The organism is Lawsonella sp. (genome assembly GCF_011525565.1).
Classification (GTDB): Bacteria; Actinomycetota; Actinomycetes; order Mycobacteriales; family Mycobacteriaceae; genus Lawsonella; species Lawsonella clevelandensis_A.
On record NZ_WVRS01000001.1, the window covers coordinates 168,338 to 188,327 of the forward strand.

Annotated in this window: 14 protein-coding genes; 11 read left to right on the plus strand and 3 right to left on the minus strand. The window is 48.2% G+C overall.

Going from position 1 to position 19,990, the window contains the following annotated elements:
• Positions 1-42: 42 nt before the first annotated feature.
• The 4 genes from QZV76_RS00805 (at position 43) to galE (ending at position 4,499) form a co-directional block, all read left to right on the plus strand.
• Positions 43-1,596 carry a class I SAM-dependent methyltransferase gene (locus tag QZV76_RS00805; RefSeq protein ID WP_290595338.1) on the plus strand — a complete coding sequence of 518 codons (1,554 nt, stop codon included), beginning with the start codon at positions 43-45 and terminating at the stop codon, positions 1,594-1,596.
• 80 nt (positions 1,597-1,676) lie between these two features.
• The gene (sigB, locus tag QZV76_RS00810) at positions 1,677-2,654 is read left to right on the plus strand and encodes an RNA polymerase sigma factor SigB (protein WP_290595339.1); all 978 of its coding nucleotides are present in this window, start codon (positions 1,677-1,679) and stop codon (positions 2,652-2,654) included.
• A 162-nt stretch (positions 2,655-2,816) separates the two neighbouring features.
• Complete coding sequence (locus QZV76_RS00815; protein ID WP_290595340.1) at positions 2,817-3,506, plus strand: metal-dependent transcriptional regulator; 690 nt, start codon at positions 2,817-2,819, stop codon at positions 3,504-3,506.
• A gap of 3 nt (positions 3,507-3,509) precedes the next feature.
• Positions 3,510-4,499, plus strand: a complete 990-nt coding sequence (gene galE, locus QZV76_RS00820) for a UDP-glucose 4-epimerase GalE (protein ID WP_290595341.1) — start codon at positions 3,510-3,512, stop codon at positions 4,497-4,499.
• 17 nt (positions 4,500-4,516) lie between these two features.
• Here the strand turns inward: galE and QZV76_RS00825 are convergent, their stop codons facing one another.
• Together QZV76_RS00825 and QZV76_RS00830 are read right to left on the minus strand one after the other, a co-directional pair.
• A complete protein-coding gene (locus tag QZV76_RS00825; RefSeq protein ID WP_290595342.1) occupies positions 4,517-5,515 on the minus strand; it encodes a DUF4192 family protein in 999 nt (332 codons plus the stop codon).
• A gap of 102 nt (positions 5,516-5,617) precedes the next feature.
• Complete coding sequence (locus tag QZV76_RS00830; protein WP_290595343.1) at positions 5,618-6,511, minus strand: hypothetical protein; 894 nt, start codon at positions 6,509-6,511, stop codon at positions 5,618-5,620.
• A 164-nt stretch (positions 6,512-6,675) separates the two neighbouring features.
• Between QZV76_RS00830 and QZV76_RS00835 the strand changes: the two genes are divergently transcribed.
• The 4 genes from QZV76_RS00835 (at position 6,676) to QZV76_RS00850 (ending at position 11,916) form a co-directional block, all read left to right on the plus strand.
• Positions 6,676-7,626, plus strand: coding sequence for a PAC2 family protein (locus tag QZV76_RS00835; RefSeq protein WP_290595344.1), 951 nt, complete (start codon positions 6,676-6,678; stop codon positions 7,624-7,626).
• 3 nt (positions 7,627-7,629) lie between these two features.
• On the plus strand, positions 7,630-10,158 hold the full coding sequence (locus QZV76_RS00840; RefSeq protein WP_290595345.1) for a DUF3516 domain-containing protein: 2,529 nt from the start codon (positions 7,630-7,632) through the stop codon (positions 10,156-10,158).
• 23 nt (positions 10,159-10,181) lie between these two features.
• Positions 10,182-10,859: a GNAT family N-acetyltransferase gene (locus QZV76_RS00845; protein WP_290595346.1), complete on the plus strand. Its 678-nt coding sequence runs from the start codon at positions 10,182-10,184 to the stop codon at positions 10,857-10,859.
• Between the two features lie 160 nt (positions 10,860-11,019).
• Complete coding sequence (locus tag QZV76_RS00850; protein WP_290595347.1) at positions 11,020-11,916, plus strand: SDR family NAD(P)-dependent oxidoreductase; 897 nt, start codon at positions 11,020-11,022, stop codon at positions 11,914-11,916.
• Positions 11,917-11,953: 37 nt separating this feature from the next.
• Here the strand turns inward: QZV76_RS00850 and QZV76_RS00855 are convergent, their stop codons facing one another.
• Positions 11,954-12,904, minus strand: coding sequence for a hydrogen peroxide-inducible genes activator (locus tag QZV76_RS00855; RefSeq protein ID WP_290595348.1), 951 nt, complete (start codon positions 12,902-12,904; stop codon positions 11,954-11,956).
• Between the two features lie 121 nt (positions 12,905-13,025).
• Here QZV76_RS00855 and QZV76_RS00860 point away from each other — a divergent pair, with 121 nt between their 5' ends.
• From QZV76_RS00860 to hrpA, 3 genes are all read left to right on the plus strand, one after another.
• Positions 13,026-13,616, plus strand: coding sequence for a peroxiredoxin (locus QZV76_RS00860; RefSeq protein ID WP_290595349.1), 591 nt, complete (start codon positions 13,026-13,028; stop codon positions 13,614-13,616).
• 223 nt (positions 13,617-13,839) lie between these two features.
• On the plus strand, positions 13,840-15,954 hold the full coding sequence (locus tag QZV76_RS00865) for a glycoside hydrolase family 3 C-terminal domain-containing protein (protein WP_290595350.1): 2,115 nt from the start codon (positions 13,840-13,842) through the stop codon (positions 15,952-15,954).
• A 107-nt stretch (positions 15,955-16,061) separates the two neighbouring features.
• On the plus strand, positions 16,062-19,958 hold the full coding sequence (gene hrpA / locus QZV76_RS00870) for an ATP-dependent RNA helicase HrpA (protein WP_290595351.1): 3,897 nt from the start codon (positions 16,062-16,064) through the stop codon (positions 19,956-19,958).
• Positions 19,959-19,990: the final 32 nt, after the last annotated feature.

Genomic DNA, 19,990 nt, shown 5'->3' on the forward strand with positions numbered 1-19,990 from the left:
GGTTGGCACCTGGTTAGTTCGAACTATGTCAGAATAAGTGACGTGACTATTCCTCATACTGTTATTGATACTCTCCGGCAGACTTTTATTCGTCTTAACTACACAATTGATGGACTGCACGATTTACTGGGCGATGTAGCTTTTAGCGCACTTTTCCGTCATGAACCGGTACCGGTATGGCTTGCTACTGACCATAGTAGAGATAATGACACGCACGACTTGGCACAGCTTGTACGCCTACTCCTTTTAGGCGATTCGATGAGTGCTCAGGATATTGGTGCTCTCTTCCGCATACAAGATGATGACACCCTCGCAAGTTTTCTGAATTGTGCTCTTTTTACATCTAGTGACGGCATGAATTATCAAGTGTCACTTGATGTTCGTCCTATAGATACAGGTTTTGGAGTACAGTGGGTGTTTTCAGATCTCGATGGGGCTCTTTTCCCTGCAAAAACCCATGACGACCATGTTTTAGGAGTAGGAGAAGCATCCCTGTCGCTATTGCGGTCAACTCCTATTGAGCCAGTTAATTCTCTTCTAGATATAGGAACAGGCTGTGGAATTCAGACTCTTCACGCAGCACATTACGCTAATGACATTGTGGCAACGGATCTTTCACCACGGTGTTGTGAATTAGCAAAGGCTACGTTGGCTATAAACCAGATTCCCGTAGCATCCCGCGATGATTCTTCTGCTACTGCACAGACAATGGTAGATATCCGACAGGGATCATGGTTTGAGCCAGTACATGATCAACAATTCGATGCCATTGTCGCAAATCCTCCATTTGTCGTTGCCTCACAACACATAACCCACTCCTATAGAGATTCAAGTTTAGATCTTGATGGGGCTACCCAACTAATGATTGAGAATGCTCCACTTCACCTTAAAGAGGGAGGACACGCCACCATATTAGGAGCATGGGTACATTGTTCTGATGAAGATTACCGCGCTCGCTTGTCGAGCTGGATAGCCCCTCATGGTGTCGATGCATGGATTGTCGAACGAGACTGTGTAGATCCGGCTCTCTACGTCTCTACATGGATGAAAGACTCCGGTAGAGACCCTGCAGATCCACAGTGGCACAACTATGCTGCCGATTGGCTTACTCACTTCAGTGATAACAATGTAGAAGGTGTGGGCTTCGGCATCATTTTCCTTCGTAAAACGACGAAACCGTCAAGTCTTATGATTGAGGAACTCACTACTCCTTCTGGAGATGCTCTTGCTGCAGAATGTCTTGCCCGCTGGGAAAGATGGGATAATCTTCAGCGATGGGATGACGAGAACCTCTTATCACAACATTTCGCTTTATCCCCGCAAACTGTCTTTATAGAGACTGCAACCCCATCACTGCAGGGACAAGGTACGACAACGAGCAGCCTTGTCGTGTCTCGTGCTGACATGCCCAGCTTCCGTCATACGATTGATGAGTCTCTTCGTGCGTTTCTTAATGGTCTTTCCCGAGAAGGACTTTCAGCCGGAGAAACGGCACAACTGTTGTGCACTGTTCAGAATGAGGACTGGACTGTTTTTCGTTCAGCTATTTGTCAGGCTCTCTATACTCTCTACCTGCACGGAATCATTACGCTGTAATTAATTTCCTAATTTGGGAACTCTTTTGGCCGGTTATGCGTTGAACTGAGTGAATCGACATCATGATGAGGAGGATCCTCATGACCTCAGGCACCGCAGCAACCGCAATCGTTGATAGAACACAAGGACAAGATCTCGACCGCCCTTCACAAACAGCGGATCTTGTTCGTGTCTATCTTAATGAAATCGGTAAACGGCCATTGCTGACTGCTGCAGAAGAGGTAGAGCTAGCCAAACGTATTGAAGCAGGGATTTATGCGGATCACCTACTCAAGGAACATCCACGATATGGAGCTACTCGTCGTGCTCAGCTTCGTATGCTTGCCCGCGATGGTGAACTAGCTCGTCAACAACTTCTTGAAGCGAATCTTCGCCTTGTTGTATCGCTGGCAAAACGTTATACCGGACGCGGCATGCCACTACTTGATCTCATTCAAGAAGGAAATCTTGGCCTTATTCGTGCTGTAGATAAGTTTGACTATGCCAAGGGATTTAAGTTCTCCACGTATGCCACCTGGTGGATTCGTCAAGCCATCACGCGAGGCATGGCGGAACAGACCCGTACTGTCCGTCTTCCTGTTCACCTTGTAGAACAGTTCAATAAGATATCGCGCATTAAGCGAGAACTTAACCAGCAGCTAGGTCGCCCAGCTACGTGGGAAGAAATTTCGGAAGAGTCTGGTATTCCAGTTGAAAAAATTCTTGATTTAGTCGATAAAGCACGCGATCCTATTAGCCTCGATACCAAAGTGGGTTCTGACGATGACTCTCCTTTGGGGTCTTTCATCGAGGATGACGATGCATTAGATGCTGTCGAATACACGATGACTCGCTTCATGGCTGATGATGTCCACGCCGTTTTAGAGGGTCTTAGCGAACGTGAGCGCAACGTCATACGGTGGCGTTATGGTCTCGCAGATGGCGAAACTCACACGCTCGACTATATTGGCAAGAAATTTGGGCTATCGCGTGAGCGTGTACGCCAGATTGAACGAACGGTGCTCGAGCGTCTTCGTGAAAGCGAAGATATTGATCACCTTCGTGCTTACGCCAGTTAACCCTCAATTTTGCGCTAGCTGCTAGCGAAATCGCAGAGATCCTGTCTAGATTCTCTTCTTATGAAAGTCTTTTAGGCAGGGTCTTTATGTATTTTTGTCCTAAGATAAATATGGCTAATGTGTTATTAATCCGGTCTGCTCATTAAGGAGAAAAACTCTCATATGAAAGAGCTTGTTGATACTACTCAGATGTATCTGCGGACCATCCTTGAACTCGAAGAGGAAGGTATTACTCCGCTCCGCGCTCGTATCGCCGAACGCCTTGAGCAGTCAGGTCCTACTGTCAGTCAGACAGTAGCACGTATGGAGCGCGATGGACTTCTCACCGTTGAAGCCAACAGAGAGCTGCATCTCACCGATAAAGGACGTGAAATTGCTGTTGCAGTAATGCGCAAGCACCGTCTTGCAGAACGTCTTCTTGTTGACGTTATCGGCATGGATGTTGCAGAGATTCACGATGAAGCGTGCCGTTGGGAGCATGTCATCAGTGAGAATGTAGAGCGTCATCTCATGGATGTACTGGACCATCCACATCGATCTCCTTATGGCAATCCTATTCCTGGGCTAGATAAAATTTCGGCTGATAGCGAGGATCTCTCTATCTATCCTCGTCTTACTGAAATTGATCTTGGGGACGACCCCGCTATTGTTACGCTGCGTCAGGTAGGAGAAATTGCACAAACTGACCAGGACCTTGTCGATAGTCTTATCGCCAATGAGGTTGGTCCCGGTGCACGTGTTAGTGTGAAAGAAAATAGTGGCATTATTTCCTTGCGTTCGCTAGGTGGAGAATGGATTACCATTCCTAACGATATGGCACACGCGTTTTACGTTGAACCTGTAAAGAGGTAGTAAATGAAATTACTGGTTACTGGTGGAGCCGGATACGTTGGTAGCTGCGTAGCTACTGTTCTCGTAGAACGCGGTCACGACGTCACTATTATCGATAACTTATCCACTGGTACCAGAGATGCCGTTCCAGCAGGAACACGTTTTATCGAGGGCGATGTTAAAGACATCGCGCAGGATGTTCTTTCTGCAGAGCACTACGATGGCGTCCTCCATTTCGCAGCTCGTTCCCTTGTTGGGGAATCGTGTGAAGTACCGGATCAGTACTGGCAGGGCAATGTTGTAACTACACTGGCTCTACTTGATGCGATCCGCGATAACAGTGTTCCTCGTTTAGTGTTCTCCTCAACCGCTGCCACTTATGGAGAACCGGACGTTGTGCCTATTACAGAAGATATGCCTACTCGTCCTACTAACCCTTACGGAGCGACGAAGCTATCTATCGATATGGCCATCACCTCATACTGCAATGCCTATGTTCTAACAGCAACGTCACTTCGCTACTTTAACGTTGCTGGTGCTTACCATGGTGCAGGCGAAAATCGTAGAGTAGAAACCCATATTGTCCCGTTGGTCTTGGAAGTGGCCATGGGATATCGCGATAAAATCTACATTTTCGGAGATGACTGGCCTACCGCGGATGGCACGTGTGTTCGCGACTATATTCATGTTCTTGATTTAGCTAATGCACACATTTTAGCTTTAGAAAAATCCCCTGCTGGTAAGCATTCTATTTTTAATTTGGGTTCTGGAGAAGGTTTTTCCGTTAAGGAAGTAGTAGAGGCTTGTCGTAAAGTTACCGGCCGTCCTATTCCTGCCGAAATTGCGCAACGTCGTATGGGTGATCCTGCCACGTTAATAGCCTCGTCGGATAAAGCTAAGCAAGAACTTGGATGGAATCCGCAGCATACTGATATTGAAGAGATTGTTAGCGATGCGTGGAACTTCACCCAAGGGCTAGGCGATCGCGCTTTCGCTGCACACAAAAATCGCTAACTCATTGACACAGTCTTCTATTGAGATCCTGCAATTTCATCAATAACGGTTCGTATAGCGGCTGGTTCTACACAGAGATTGAGTAACTGTCGTAGCGTAATCACACTCGCGCACGTCGGGTCTATCGATTCCGCCTGGTCAAGAAGAGTATGAGTTCGGAATCCGTCACCGTGCATATAGTGCCATAAAGCAACTGTTAGTAGTACATAAGGTCGTGTAGACAAGTCTAATGTGGGTAAAAGTACCCACATCCAGGCAACCCACCGCTCTGCTTTGTCGTCTACAAGTAGGGAGATAAGACCATCTGCGCCCTGATAAGACTCTATAGTGCGAAGAAAAAATTGATGCAGAGAGACTGCGGCCTTATCTTTAACCGACGTCGTAGGAGAGAAATCTAAATATGTATAGAGTTCATCGTGGGTAGGAAGAGGGAGAAAAGCTACATGGGATGATCGTACTTCCCACGCAGATAATAAAGAGGTGTCATTAATGTGCTCTTCTAAAGAATGACGCGTATCTTCCCGTGATAATAAATATTCTGCCGTTGTGAAGACATTTAAAGAATCATCAGCAGGAATGTGAGAATCTCTTGCTAAAGGTTCCTGCGAAACTTTTCCTTGCTCTCCTGTAAAAAGAGATACCCAGCGATCTTGTGGATGACAGCTTCTCGCCATGTAGAAATCTCGAATGGTAAATCCTGTTTTATATGCTGTATCCTCACATAATTCCTCTATTTCATCAGCGTATAGTGCACCATCTGAATCCCAATGAGAACTAACCAACACAATAATGAGCTCACTATATTCGCGATCAGATAACTGGCGTAAGGCTCGCGTGATCGTCACTCGACAATCGTCCATATATTTCTCGTGTGGTATATCAATACGAATAAGTGGACCCACCAGGTGAGTAGTACACGTCGTCGTAATAATAATGAGTGAGTCTTGAAGATCGAATCCATAGAAATATGGGAGCTGTGCAATTAGGCTCCCCGGTGAAGAAATCGTGCGATGCATGCACCTACTGTGTCAGAGAAGCGTCACACTAATAGGTGATATCCCCGTACAACCATCACTTGTCCACACAACGACAAAATTGTGAATACACAGACATATTGCTTACTGAACTGATGCTGAATGCTTTTTATGCTCTGTTGCTACAGTAGCCTGCTTATGGATCTCACTACTTCTTGCGACAGCTTGCTGTAAAACTTCATCAACCTCACGACGGTTGACGGGTCCACCAAAATTCATCCCCATAACTTCTATGACGACTTCACCCATCGGAACAGCATAAAGAAGCTGTTCTTGAGTAGTAGTCCCCCGCAAATTAGTCGTTTTTGTTTTTACCAGGTAGCCCACACTATGAGCACCACTAACCTCTGGGCTATGCGTGTTCTCCACAGTGACTGTTGATGTCACTCCATTTTCTTGAGACAAAAACGTGGGGCATTGATTATTTTTTTGTGCCCACGTAGACACCGCAGCATTGGGATCAGAACTATTAATAACAACTAGTGTGAGTGAATGATTCTGCTTGGATGCCATTTGTATAGCTATCCGATCGTTAGCGGTACCAATACGTCCGGCAGCTCCATTACAGGATTCTGGGAAATTCTCGACACTTACTCCAGCCCGCCCCACATCCTGGATAGCTTTACCGCTTTCTGTCAGGCTCAATGTGCGGGCTACATAGCCTTGAGGAAAGTCACCTTTCTCTAAAAGATAGTTAGCGGGATCTTGGAGAAACGCTACCCAATCTCTATGGGATTCGTCATGGTGTGAAGGGTAGTCATCACCAGGTGAAGAACTATCAGAATGTTCTACACTATCTCGATGCGAAGAGTGATTACGCCCGGCAGAGCGCTTGTCAGGACGCTCCGTTGTCGTACTACGTGCTGCAGAGTTATCGCTCTTTGTATGGTGCGATCCGCAACCTGGAATAAAAACTAGTGATGCCACCATAGAAAGAGCGAGAACAGCACGGGTTATCCGTGTGCATCGAATCTTCATATTCCCAATCTACTCGAGAGGTTTCATCTCTGCAGGAGGTAGCGCCCATTGGATTTGTCGTTAAGCCAGCGTATGTTGACATTAGAAAGCTAGCAGATCATTAACCAAGTATGCTCGTAATAGAGAGCGCTAATCTATTTGTCCGCCTAGAAAGGAGTGACGACATGCCTGATTCTCTGTATCAATTACACTTTCCACGTCCGACACTTCCCGATGGTGTTGACAACGTGCCCTTCGTACACGGTTTAACAGGATTCGTTGATGCTGGTGATGCATTACTAATTACCACTCAACATCTTCTAGGATCGCTAGAAAAAGAACTCGTTGCACAGTTTACCGCGGATGCGATTATTGAATACACCAATAGACGTCCAGCATTACTGATGTGTGATGGGAAGCTTGAAGCTTGCCATCCGCATGACCTACAACTGTGGATGCTGTATGACAATACTGGCCACCCATTCCTCCTTCTTGAAGGTGCGGAGCCTGATTTGTACTGGGATCAATTAGCCCGCGAACTGTCCAGTATTCTATCGTCCTATGGTGTTACACAGATCATTGGACTGTGCTCTGCAGCAATGGGTATTCCGCATACTCGTCAAGCGCCCTGTTTCCACCATGGTTCTCAACACTATGAGAGTGATGATATTTCCCAATGGGAAGGCTCTATGCGTTTTCCCGCAAGTTTTGATGCTTATCTCGATTACTCTCTTCAAGAAGAGAATTTCCATATAGACGGGTTTACGTCTCAAGTTCCTAATTATCTTGCGCAATCCCGCTACTCACCTGCCGCAGTTCAGCTTCTTCACGTGCTACAGAGTTTCGGCCATTTATCTATTCCTATCGGTGCACTTGAAAAAGACGCGGATAAGCTCATGAACGATGTTAATGAGCAAATCGATGACAATCCTGAGCTTGTTGCAGTAGTTCGCGCTATGGAAGAAACCTACGATTCTTTTAAAGAAGAACACGAACGTAAAAAGACTGCGGAGGCAGATCTGAAAATCTTTGCGGAGGATATTAAAAATTCCGACAAGCTTGGTGCAGAACTGGAAAAGTTCCTCTCGCAAGTGGATTCCCGAACTGATCCACCGCATGAGGAAGGCGACGCATAGTCTGTGCCTTCCTCTACTCCTTGCTTAGCTGATTATCTTTCCGAGCTCTCTGACTGCCCTGATTCCCTTCTTGATACGTCTGTCATTGAGTGTTTTGAGCGATATCTAGAAGAGTCGGGAATTACACCATATCCTTCCCAATCCGAGGCTTTCCTCACCATCAGTGCTGGCGATCATCTTATCCTGTCTACTCCTACAGGCTCCGGGAAGAGTCTTGTCGCCACATTCGCGCATTGGTGGGCACTTACCCACAATCAGATAAGTTTTTATACTGCTCCAATAAAAGCACTGGTCAATGAGAAATTCTTTGCCTTGTGCAAGATATTTGGTGCATCTAATGTAGGCATGATGACGGGGGATGCAACGGTTAATCCCACTGCACCTATTATTTGTGCCACGGCAGAAATTCTTGCTAATAAAGCATTGCGCGAAGGGGATCAGTGCCCTGTGGGGTTGGTCATTATGGATGAATTCCATTTTGTTGCTGACCCAGATCGCGGATGGGCGTGGCAGGTACCGCTCATCGAACTCCCCCATACACAGTTTGTTTTACTATCTGCTACATTGGGCAACACTCAGCTCTGGAAAGAGGGGCTTCAGCAACGTACGGGCCGTGTTGTCACTGAAGTTGGTGGAGTGGAACGCCCTGTCCCCCTCACTTTTCGGTACTCTCGCTCCCCTCTGAATGAGACAGTATTGTCCCTCCTCGAAGAAGGATTGGGCTCACTCTATATTGTGTTCTTCACACAGCGGGAAGCTCTCGACTACGCAAATCAGCTGAAATCAACTGCACTCATTACTAAGGAACAACGCGCACGTATTGCAGAAGCATTACGCGGATTCCGTTTCTCCACAAGTTTTGGTGTCTCACTACGCAGCCTTTTACTGCATGGTGTGGGGATACACCATGCCGGTATGCTCCCTAAATATCGGAGACTAGTGGAACGTCTTGCACAGGCTGGATTGCTGCCAGTCATCTGCGGTACAGATACCCTCGGTGTGGGTATTAATGTTCCTATCCACACCGTAGTTTTCAGTGGTTTAGCTAAATTTGATGGACACCGCCAGCGCATTGTAAAAGTGCGCGAGTTTCAACAAATTGCAGGACGGGCAGGACGCGCCGGGTTTGATACGGAAGGTCTCGTTATCGTACAGGCGCCGCTTGATGAGATTGAAGCGTTACGTGCCACCCGAAAGGGCCAAAAGCAGAAGAAGAAAAAGAAAGAGCCTGGCGTTGTCAGCTGGAATGAGAAAACATTTGAGAAACTCACTACAGCAGAGTCGGAAACACTTGTCCCCCGTATGCACATGACGGCAAGTATGCTCCTCAACCTTATTGAGCGGCCGGGTGCGTTATTCGAGAACACCAAGCATCTCATTACGAATAGTTTTGTAACCCGTGCACAGCAGCGGGCTCTTGCATTGGAAGCGTTTGAACTGTTTCGCGGACTAGAAAAATCTGATGTTGTGACACGTCAGGCTGAGCCTTTTGAGGATAATCGCTGGGTGCATATTAGTGGCGATTTACCGCATGAGTTAGCTCTTAACCAGCCATTAGCCCCGTTTGCACTTGCCTATTTAACAATTCTTGATACAGATTCGCCTGACTATCCACTGCAGGTTCTCTCGGTTGTGGAGTCCATTGTGGAGAATCCTTATCCACTGTTGTATGCGCAGCAGAAGAAATTGCGAAATGAGCGGGCTCAGATACTACGTGACGACGGTGTGAGCTATCAAGAAATGATGGCAGAGTTAGATGAGATTACCTGGCCACAGCCACTCGCTGAGGAACTGTCCGCTGCTCTTAATAGTTATCGGGAAGAGCACCCATGGGCGCGTCAGTGGGAATTATCCCCTAAGTCTGTCGTCCGAGAAATGGTTGAAAATGGGATGACGTTTGGTGATGTTATTGCAACGTACGGTATTTCTCGGGCAGAGGGTACTGTCCTGCGTTACATCACTGATTGCTATAACACACTGCGTCATCTTATTCCTGCAGAGAAGATCACCGATGAAATACGCGACATTCTCGACTGGTTACGTTCACTCATCGAACAGGTTGATAATTCTCTCTTAGCAGAGTGGGAGGCCCTACAAGCGGGTCGTGTTCCTACTGAAGAGGAGCGGGATGCCACTACTCCCCCGCCAGCCCTTACCGATAATCGGTATCTTTTTGAACGACTTATCCGTACTGTGATGTTTCGTCATGTATCTCTGCTCGCATTGGACGATACGAAAACCCTTGCACAACTTGATGAGAGAATCGCAGAGGAATTTCCAGATTGGTATGAGGAGACAGAACCATACTGGGCTGAGTATGACGATATTCTTACCGACCAAGATGCTAGGAGTGCCCGTTTTATCACCATTGATAGTTCGGATAACGGTTCTACCTGGAATGTTCGCCAAACTATTTGCGATCCGCAGGGAGACCATTCATGGGTTATTGATGCTGTTGTTGACGGTGCCGAGTCCAATACACGAGGAGAAGTCTATTTTCAGTCTCTGACCGTGAAGGATTTAACGCAATAAAAGGTAAAGGATTGAGTTGAGTCGTGAGTACGCATCCGACGGGATTCATTCTACGTCCTGCCCAAAAAGATGAGATCCCTTCTGCAGCAAGGATTGTAGCAGAGTCTTTTGGTCCTGTTGAACCGTATTTAGCGTGGCTTTTCCCCGCTGATAGTGATCGTGCAACTGCTTCTTTACCGCTCGTCACGCATTGGGCGGAGGAAGCCTTCGCAGACGGTACACTCATGGTCGCGGTGACAGATCCGCAGCATGAGAAAGAACATGAATTAGCAGCACCACAGGTTGCGGGCGTAGCTTTGTGGACAGTAGAAAATGCATTCTACCTCAACAGTCCTAACCATCTTTTTACCTCGTGGAAAAATCGAGTACACGCGGCACAGCATGCTCTTCGCTCAGTACCGACACTGTGGGGATTATTAGGGAAGCACACGTGGCGTTACTATTACGAAGCGTTCCTAGCAAAAAGGGCACGTGGTTTTAACGCCCAGTGTTATCTTTCGTGTCTTGCTGTCTCATCCAAGTTTCGAGGGCATGGACTGGCTACAGCACTTCTTAACTACCCTCCACGGCCTGATCTCCCTCTCACCTTAGAGTGTAGAGACGAGCTTATCGATTTTTATTCTCATCATGGTTTTCACCGTGGCTTGTCTTATCGCTTACCACAAACGTCCACTATGGTGTCTTTCCATCGTTATCCTTGAGACTGGTTTCCCTTGAATATTCGTTTCCTTTGCGGACCTTGAGTACTTCGCCAGTATTTGAAACTATCTGTGTTCGGTAACGACTAGTGTGGTTGATATGGAATGATCAACATTGGCGTTACATTAATGGTAATAACGAGTACTGCGGAAAGGGATTCACATGGGGCACGTACCTATGCAGGTTATTAAAGACGCTCTTCCACTACTTAAAAATGGTGGACCAGCCATGGTTGAGAATGCGGTTAAAAATCTCATCAAAAAAATCTCGCCAACTGATGGCACTGCAATTTCTGGACGTGTTGTTCTTATTACCGGTGGATCTAGTAGCGTCGGACGTCTTATAGCTGAAGAGTGTGCACGTCGTGGCGCTAAAGCCGTTATTATCTGGGACGACAATCAAGATTCTCTTGATGAAACTGTCGCTCGCCTCACGAAGATGAGATGTAAAGCTGCGGGATATTTAGTTGATATTTCCGATACACAGGCGGTAGACGATATCGCTCGCCAGGTTCTCGAAGAATTCGAAGATGTAGATATTCTTATCCATGCAGCTAGAGCTATCCCAACCTCAGCGTCATCATACCTAGCTAGCGCACCGCTTACTTCTGGACCGCATGCTGATTCCACAGGGCTATCTTCTGTAACTCAAGCTTTCCTCCCCCACATGCTCGACCGTGACCATGGGCATATCGTGTCACTCAGTTCTGTATCTGCCGTAAACGGCCCCATATCACAAGAAGATTATGCAGGTGAAAAGCATGAACCGCGTAGTTTTATGAGATCTCTTCGCAGTGATCTTGTCTCAAAAGGATCAGCTGTAAAAACCCTTACCGTTTGCAGCTACTACGCGTCTAATAAGCAATCGACTGCTGAGAAATGGGCTTCATCTATCCTCCATACTCCTACAGAGGAAGAAATATCAGACAAAGTTATTGCTTCTATTGAGTCCGGACAACAAGAACTCTTTATTCCCGAGTCTTTGAAATACAGTGCAATACTGTATAAACTTCCTGCTCACTGGTATGACGCCATTATGAGTATTCTTGGCATTAAGTAATATTATGCGCCTGGGTACTCATGGCTATCTTTCATAGTTAGCGTCGCCGGTAGTTACGCTGATTTCGTGGTCGTACTGTCTTAATGAAAGCTTCACCGATAGTGCGCGCAAGTGATTCCCAATCCCCGCCACGTGTGGACGAGGAGCGATAGACGAGACCCATTTTGCGACCTGGTACCGGGTCGGCGAAACGCGCAATCGTTATCCCCTTCATGTATCCTTCAACGGGAATAGCGGAAGCGGGTATAAGGGTAACACCCATTCCTGCGGAGACGCACTGCAAAATAGTGGGTAGTGAGGCAGCGCGCGTATTGGATTTGCCGACCGATGCTCCTACTGAATGGCATAAATCAATCGTTTGGTCACGTAGGCAGTGTCCCTCGTCAAGGAGTAGAAGAGGGACTTCTCGAAGTACACTGGTGGGCAGATCAGTGCGACCTTCTAGTGGATGACCTTTAGGAAGAGCTAATACAAAATCTTCTTGGTAGATGGGGATATAGTTAAATCCCGTCTCTGACAATGGAAGTGCAAGAAGTGCCACATCAATTTTTCCAGCTCGAAGACTCTCCAACAGCCGTGCCGTTTGATCTTCAATAACAGTCATCGCGAGATTGGGATAATTTTGCGTTACTAAGCTCAATACCTGTGGCAGAATATAGGGTGCAGCTGTAGGAATAAGACCAATAGTGAGATCCCCTTCAAGCCCATTTCCAAGTCCCTGCGAGGCGGCCTTAAAGTGATCTGCGGCGGCTATAACAGCTTCCGCGTACGGGAGAAGAGATTCCCCTTCCTGGGTGACAATAACTCGTCGCGTAGAACGCTCAATTAATGTCCGATGAATCCCCTCCTCCAGGGTCGCAAGTGATTGCGACAGTGACGGTTGGGAAACTCCGAGACTCTGTGCGGCAGCACCAAAATGACGATGGTGCGCGATTGCCACGAAGGCACGGAGATGGGCAATGGTTGGTTGATACGATTGATTAGCCATAGTAATTATTATTATACACTCTTAAAACCTTGACTTTTCAATTCCGAAAGCGAAAGATAATGACTAAGAAATCACCAAAACATGGTGATTGATAATTGGTACGTATCAGAAGGAGTACAAGATGGCTCTGCTTACTATCGACGACGAATTCCCCGAGTTCTCCCTAACCGCACTTAAGGGAGGCAATCTTCACGACATTAACGCTGAGGTCCCCGAGGATTACTTCGAGACCATCGACAGCAACAGCTTCAAGGGCAAGTGGCGCGTTATCTTCTTCTACCCCAAGGATTTCACCTTCGTTTGCCCCACCGAAATCAAGGCCTTCGGCGATCTGAACGATGAGTTCTTCGACCGCGACTGCCAGATTCTGGGTGCTTCCATCGACTCCGAGTTCTCCCACTTCCAGTGGCGTGCCACCAACGACAAGCTCCTCGAAATCCCCTTCCCGATGCTCGCCGACATCAAGCACGAACTCGTTCAGGCTACCGGTGTAGAGAACGCTGACGGTGTTGCAGACCGCGTCACCTTCATCGTCAACCCCGAGAACAAGATTCAGTACGTCTCCGCCACCCCGGATTCTGTCGGACGTTCCGTTGAAGAGGTCCTCCGCGTCCTCGACGCCCTGCAGACTGCTGGCCCCTGCGGCTGCGACTGGAAGAAGAACGACCCCACCATCAACAAGCTGGACGTCGTCAACTCCGTCTTCAAGTAAGCCATAGTATTCATTAGGTTACCGTTTAAGGTAAATAGAGAGAGCCCCTCCTCACACGGAGGGGCTCTCTCTATTTGCTACTTTTTATGTGATAAAACGGGAAAAAATAGTTCACTATATTTACTAAAAATGGCAAACGTGTCACTATTAGCTCTCTTTTTCCCACTTAAAAGCATAGTGTAAAAGGTGACCACCCATTCTCCATAAGGACGTGCTATAGCCTATGTCTACTTCCCAGAAAAAAACTGCACGAGGACTTTTCACCTTGGGTATTGCCACTGTTATAGCGCTCACTCCTTCTTTTACAAGTAGTGCTGCAGAGGCATCATCGCGCCCTTGGATGAATACTTCCCTCAGTCCCGAACAACGTGCCGCCAAACTTGTTTCGGCAATGGACCTATCCCAAAAGATCCATATGCTTTCAGGAACTAAACTCACCGGTCCACATACTCCTGCCACTGGATACATTCCCCCCATTCCAGAATTGGGAATCCCCGAATTTGTCCAGTCTGATGGTCCTGCCGGCGTTCGCAATGGCAAAAATCATGCGACAAAATTCCCCGCTCCGCTTACCTATGCTTCTTCCTGGGATCCCGCAATAGCAGGTCTTGAAGGCCGCGTTGCAGGCGAAGAAGCACGCGCTTTAGGAACCGACCAACTTTATGGTCCTGGTTTTAACATCGCCCGTAACCCCTTGGGCGGACGTGGTTTTGAATACTATGGAGAAGATCCTTACCTATCCGGTACCATGGCCACCGCCAACGTCAAAGGCATGCAATCTGCCGGAGTAATTGCAACCTTGAAGCACTACGTTACTAACAATCAGGAAACTTCTCGACTCATCAGTAACTCTGAAGTACCTGAGCGAGCACTCCACGAGATCTACATGAAGCCTTTTGAAATGGCTGTGGAGCAAGCACATCCAGGTTCTGTCATGTGCTCCTACAACTCCATTAACGGAACACATGGGTGCTCCAACTACTACACCCTTACTAAATACCTTCGCCATGCATGGGGTTTTAATGGCTATGTCGTAACAGATTTCCCCGCATCCTGGTCAACTGAAGACTACAAAAACGGCCTCAACGTCGAGATGCCGCAAACCTTCACGTCTCTCGAACCAGCTGTCCGCTTAGCCCTTAAGCAAGGACGGCTCAGCGAAAAGGATATTGATGCGCGTGTCCAAGAAACACTCACCGTCATGTTCCGCTTCGGCATATTCGACCGCACCAAGAACATTCACCCCATCAACGTAGACCGCGGCGATACCGCTGCGCAAAAGATTGCAGAGCAAGGCGCAGTACTCCTCAAAAACCAGAATGCTGCTCTTCCTCTCAGCGATAAAACAGCACGCCATATTGCAGTCTTCGGCGACTCCGCTAAATTCGCTGTGGGCGGAGGCGGCTCATCCAACGTCAAACCCACCAAGACCGATACAGCGTTAGACGAAATTACGAAGCGCTCTCACGGTGCAAAAGTCACCTATTCTCTAGGAACTGACTTACAAAAGGCTGCCCGCGAGGCAAAGAAAGCCGACACCGCCATCGTCTTCGTCACTAACCTCACAATGGAGGCAGCGGACCGACCTACTATCAAACTTCTGTCACACCAGAACAAACTCATTGAAAAGGTTGCGGCAGCTAATAAAAACACGATTGTGGTTGTCAATACCGGCGGCCCTATTGCTATGCCGTGGCTAAATAACGTTGCTGCAGTACTTAATATGTGGCAGCCTGGGCAAGCCGGCGGCAAAGCAACCGCAGCGCTACTCTACGGTGATGTGAATCCCTCCGGCCACCTCACACAAACCTTCCCGCAGGAAGATGGCCAGTGGCCCGCCAACACTCGCGAGCAGTTCCCCGGTAAACCGCTAGGACTTAAACCCATCTACAGTGAAGGTGTCTTTGTGGGATACCGCTGGTATGTGGCGAATAACCAAATACCACTCTTCCCCTTCGGCTATGGTCTTTCCTACACCACCTTTGCCTATGGAACACCACGCCTATACAAGACCTCCGGTGCTAAGAACGCTCCCATCAAGGTAACGTTCACCGTCACCAATACCGGTAAACGCGCCGGCGCAACTGTTCCGCAGATCTACATCGGTAAGCCCTCCCAGCAGGGTATTCCTGTTCCCCCGAAGGAACTTGCTGGATTCCGCAAGATCTACCTCTGCCCGGGAGAAACCAAGACCGTCACCATAACAGTTGAGCCTCGACAACTCGCCTACTGGAATACTCAAGCCGACAGGTTCGTCGTCATGCCAGGGCTGTACCGCATTTATCTTGGATCGAATGTGAACAATACGCCGAGCATGGTGACATACACCGTCCGCTAAGCTCTCTCCCCGCAGAGAGAAGATCCTCCCAGGGTGGTGCTTCCTACACTGATCAGGAAGCACCACCCTCTTTCTGCCCCGTCCCTTTTTCCGAGTAGTCTAAATTCATGTCTCGAAACCGCCACCGTTCCCAACCACGCGGACCTTTACCCGAAGACGTCCGTCACCGTCGGAATGCTCTCTATTCCCGACTAGGAACTGGTGAAAAAGTCACACTCCGAGATTATGACCAGCTGCGTCGTCGTATCCAGCATGTTCGTTCCATATCCTCATGCGAAGCAATTGAGCAGGACTTAGAAACAGCGGAACTAAAACTACAGCTCCGACAAGAGACTCTCCCCCACATCTCATATCCTCAAGAATTACCCATCAGTGCACGAATAAACGATATTCGTGACGCACTCCTCCACCACCAAGTAGTTATTGTGGCGGGAGAAACCGGCTCCGGAAAAACAACCCAGCTGCCAAAGCTTTGTATGGAGCTAGGCTGGGGCACCCGCGGTATTATCGGCCACACTCAGCCACGTCGTATTGCAGCTCGTTCTGTAGCAGAGCGTATTGCCGATGAACTTCACTCTTCCGTCGGTGACCTCGTTGGCTACTCAGTCCGTTTTACTGATGCTGTCTCTGAAGACACCCTCGTCAAAGTTATGACAGACGGTATCCTACTGGCAGAAATACACCACGACCGGCTACTACGCGCATACGACACCATCATCATCGATGAGGCCCACGAACGTAGTCTCAACATCGATTTTTTACTCGGCTACCTTAAACAGATTCTTCCGCAACGACCCGATCTTCACATCATCATTACCTCGGCAACTATTGAAACTGAACGATTCGCCGAGCATTTCGCCATAGACGGTAAACCTGCCCCCATCATCGAAGTATCAGGGCGTACCTACCCTGTAGAGATCCGCTACCGTCCCGGTACGGAAGACGACGATCCTCTGGATGTTTTCGTTGATGCCGTCACCGAACTCTACACAGAATCATCTGTAGAAGGAGGCGATATCCTCGCTTTCTTCCCCGGTGAAAGAGAAATTCGAGAAGCCGAAGCAGCACTCCGTAAACAGCAATTCCCCGCTCTTGATATTGTTCCTCTCTTCGGTAGGCTTTCTGCCGCAGAACAGCATCGTGTCTTTGAAAAGCACACTACGCAGCGCGTTGTGTTAGCTACCAATGTGGCTGAAACATCACTCACAGTTCCCGGTATTCGCTACGTCATTGATACTGGTACAGCCCGTATCTCTCGCTATTCACACAGAACAAAAATCCAGCGGCTCCCCATCGAAGAAATTTCACAAGCCTCTGCCCGGCAACGTTCCGGACGGTGTGGCCGTCTTTCTGACGGTATTGCGTTACGCCTCTACTCTGAAGAAAATTTTGAGGCTCGTCCTTCCTACACTGAGCCGGAAATACTGCGTACTAATTTAGCTGCTGTTATTCTCCGCATGGCAGACCTTGGTTTCGGATCTGTAGAAGATTTCCCCTTCCTTGATCCCCCAGAATTAAGTTCTATTCGAGACGGCGTACAGGAACTGCGAGAACTCGGCACACTTCGTGACGATATGGCACTGACCAGCACGGGACGCACCATGGCTCGCATTCCTACTGATCCACGCCTAGCTCGTATGCTTATTGAAGCGCAACGCCGTGGTGTTCTAGGGGATGTCATGGTTATCGTAGCGGGGCTTTCTCTGCAAGATATTCGAGAACGCCCCAGTGAACAGCAACAGGAAGCGGACCAGCTGCATGCTCGTTTCCGTAACCCTCACAGTGATTTTCTTTCCTATTTACAGCTTTGGGATTATCTTCATAAACAGCAAAAAGAGCTGTCTCGCTCAGCTTTCCGTAGACTCTGTAAAAAAGAATTTCTCCATTGGATGCGCTATCGCGAATGGCTCGATTTGGTACAGCAACTCACAGATATTTGCCATGAGCTCAAATGGTCATGGAAGTCCCACCAATACGAGGGTGGAGTTAATGAGGATGCTATACACCGTGCGCTTCTCGCCGGTTTACTGAGCCATATTGGTTCTCGTATTAGTGATACGAGAGATTATCAAGGCACTCGCGGGAAACGTTTCGCTATCTTCCCCAGCAGTGGTGTGGCTAGAAAAACTAGTTTCCTCATGGCCTATGAAATTGTTGAAACGTCCCGCGTGTGGGCTCGTACAGTAGCAGCTATTAACCCTGAATGGGTAGAGAAAGCTGCCGGGGAAATGGTGTCTCATCGTTATGCGGAACCGCATTGGTCTCATTCCCGCGGTGAAGTACAGGCATACGAGACAACAAGCTTGTGGGGTGTTCCACTTGTTGTAGAACGTCTTATTTCTTACCGGAAAATTGATCCGGAATTATCTCGGGAAATGTTTCTCCTCCATGGTTTAGTCCAGGGGGATTGGAATCGAGATTATTCATTCAAAGCCGCTAATGACAGCACAATTGAACATTTACAGGCTTTTGAGGAAAAAGCTCGACAGCGTGGCAGCGTCATTGATGAAGAAACTTTAGCGGGGCTTTTCGCGGAGGTCGTACCCGATACTGTGATGTCGCGAGTGCAGTTTGACCAATGGTGGAAACATGCATCACCGAAGCAGCGCGCAGCATTGGAATTTTCTGAGGAGCGTATCCGCACCGCATCCTCCGTCGGTGAAGATAGTTCACTCTACCCGGATGATCTTAATGGTTTTTCCCTTGATTATTCTTTTAAGCCCGGATTTGACGATGACGGTATCTCTGTTCTTGTCCCGCTGACTCAGCTTCCTTCTGTCCGCCCTGAACCTTTTACCTGGCTTGTCCCTGGCATGCGAGAAGAATTAGTCCTTACTCTTCTACGCGGACTCCCCAAGGACTACCGCCGCATGTTTATTCCCCTGCCCGATACTGCGCAGGACATTATGGGCGTCTTACAAGAAGATTTAACCCGCGATTTTGCTAGTGCTTTTCAAGAAGCATTGCACACAGTGCGTGGGGTGACTGTACCTCTCCCCGTTATTACGAACGCTGAATTACCGCCACACCTAACAATGCGCTTCGTCGCTATCAACAAACGCGAGAAAGCCATTGATGCAGACCGCAACTTAGAGGCTTTGCAACGACGTCAGCACCATACAAGTGCCAATGCTATTAGCTCTACGTTTACGGGGGTAGAAAAAGGACCATTTGCTACGTGGACGGAAGAACTTGGGGATATACCGCAACACGTATCGCACGGTAATGTGACAGCGTTTCCTGCTTTGCAGCGAAAGAACGACGGCTGGTATGTACACGCATTTGCCTCGGCAGCTGCTGCGCGTAGTGCTCAATACACAGCACTTATTACGCTGTTATTAGAGGAGCTTCCTGCTGCTCGCCGACAATTATTCAACGGAGTTCCACAATCTCAGAAGATGGCGTTACGTAGTTATCCAGGTGGAGAAGAGGAACTACGCATGGACTGCCACCATTGTGCCGTTCGAGATATTGTTGCACTGGCTGGTACCCCACCATTGACCTACTCCGGTTTTGTGGCATTACAGCAGAATGCTAAGAACAAAGTCCCTTCCCGAGAACGCGCAATTGCACTGTTAACTGTACGTGTTATAGAAGCTCGCCTTAGTGTTGTGAGGAATCTGCCAGAGGGTGACGGTATTGTCAACGATATTCGTGACCAAGTGGAGTGGCTAACGAGTCCGGGTTTCGTTACTGCGCATGGTGCTACCCGTCTTAAGGATATTCCACGCTACCTCCAGGCTGCGGAAGAGCGTGCCCGTAAATCGATACTGTGCAATGGGCAATGGGAGGATCCTCCATCATCGTCTATTAGTGCGTTTTACCATGTTGAAGATGCTTTGTGGGAAAAATGCGGAGCACCGTCACCCCACGATTCTGTGAAGGTAAAGCATGTGCGCTGGCTTTTTGAAGAGTTTAAAGTGAGTACTTTTGCTCAGCAGTTAGGAACGAGAGGAAAAGTATCAGAGAAGAAATTGCTTAAAGAGATAGCGTCCCTTCCCTAGTGAGGACCGATGTACTGTTCTTTAACTGCGCT

Coding starts and splice junctions, on each gene's coding strand:
- sigB (WP_290595339.1), top strand. CDS start 1,677: ATGACCTCAGGCACCGCAGCAACCGCAATCGTTGATAGAACACAAGGA.
- QZV76_RS00815 (WP_290595340.1), top strand. CDS start 2,817: ATGAAAGAGCTTGTTGATACTACTCAGATGTATCTGCGGACCATCCTT.
- galE (WP_290595341.1), top strand. CDS start 3,510: ATGAAATTACTGGTTACTGGTGGAGCCGGATACGTTGGTAGCTGCGTA.
- QZV76_RS00825 (WP_290595342.1), bottom strand. CDS start 5,515: ATGCATCGCACGATTTCTTCACCGGGGAGCCTAATTGCACAGCTCCCA.
- QZV76_RS00830 (WP_290595343.1), bottom strand. CDS start 6,511: ATGAAGATTCGATGCACACGGATAACCCGTGCTGTTCTCGCTCTTTCT.
- QZV76_RS00835 (WP_290595344.1), top strand. CDS start 6,676: ATGCCTGATTCTCTGTATCAATTACACTTTCCACGTCCGACACTTCCC.
- QZV76_RS00850 (WP_290595347.1), top strand. CDS start 11,020: ATGGGGCACGTACCTATGCAGGTTATTAAAGACGCTCTTCCACTACTT.
- QZV76_RS00855 (WP_290595348.1), bottom strand. CDS start 12,904: ATGGCTAATCAATCGTATCAACCAACCATTGCCCATCTCCGTGCCTTC.
- QZV76_RS00860 (WP_290595349.1), top strand. CDS start 13,026: ATGGCTCTGCTTACTATCGACGACGAATTCCCCGAGTTCTCCCTAACC.
- QZV76_RS00865 (WP_290595350.1), top strand. CDS start 13,840: ATGTCTACTTCCCAGAAAAAAACTGCACGAGGACTTTTCACCTTGGGT.
- hrpA (WP_290595351.1), top strand. CDS start 16,062: ATGTCTCGAAACCGCCACCGTTCCCAACCACGCGGACCTTTACCCGAA.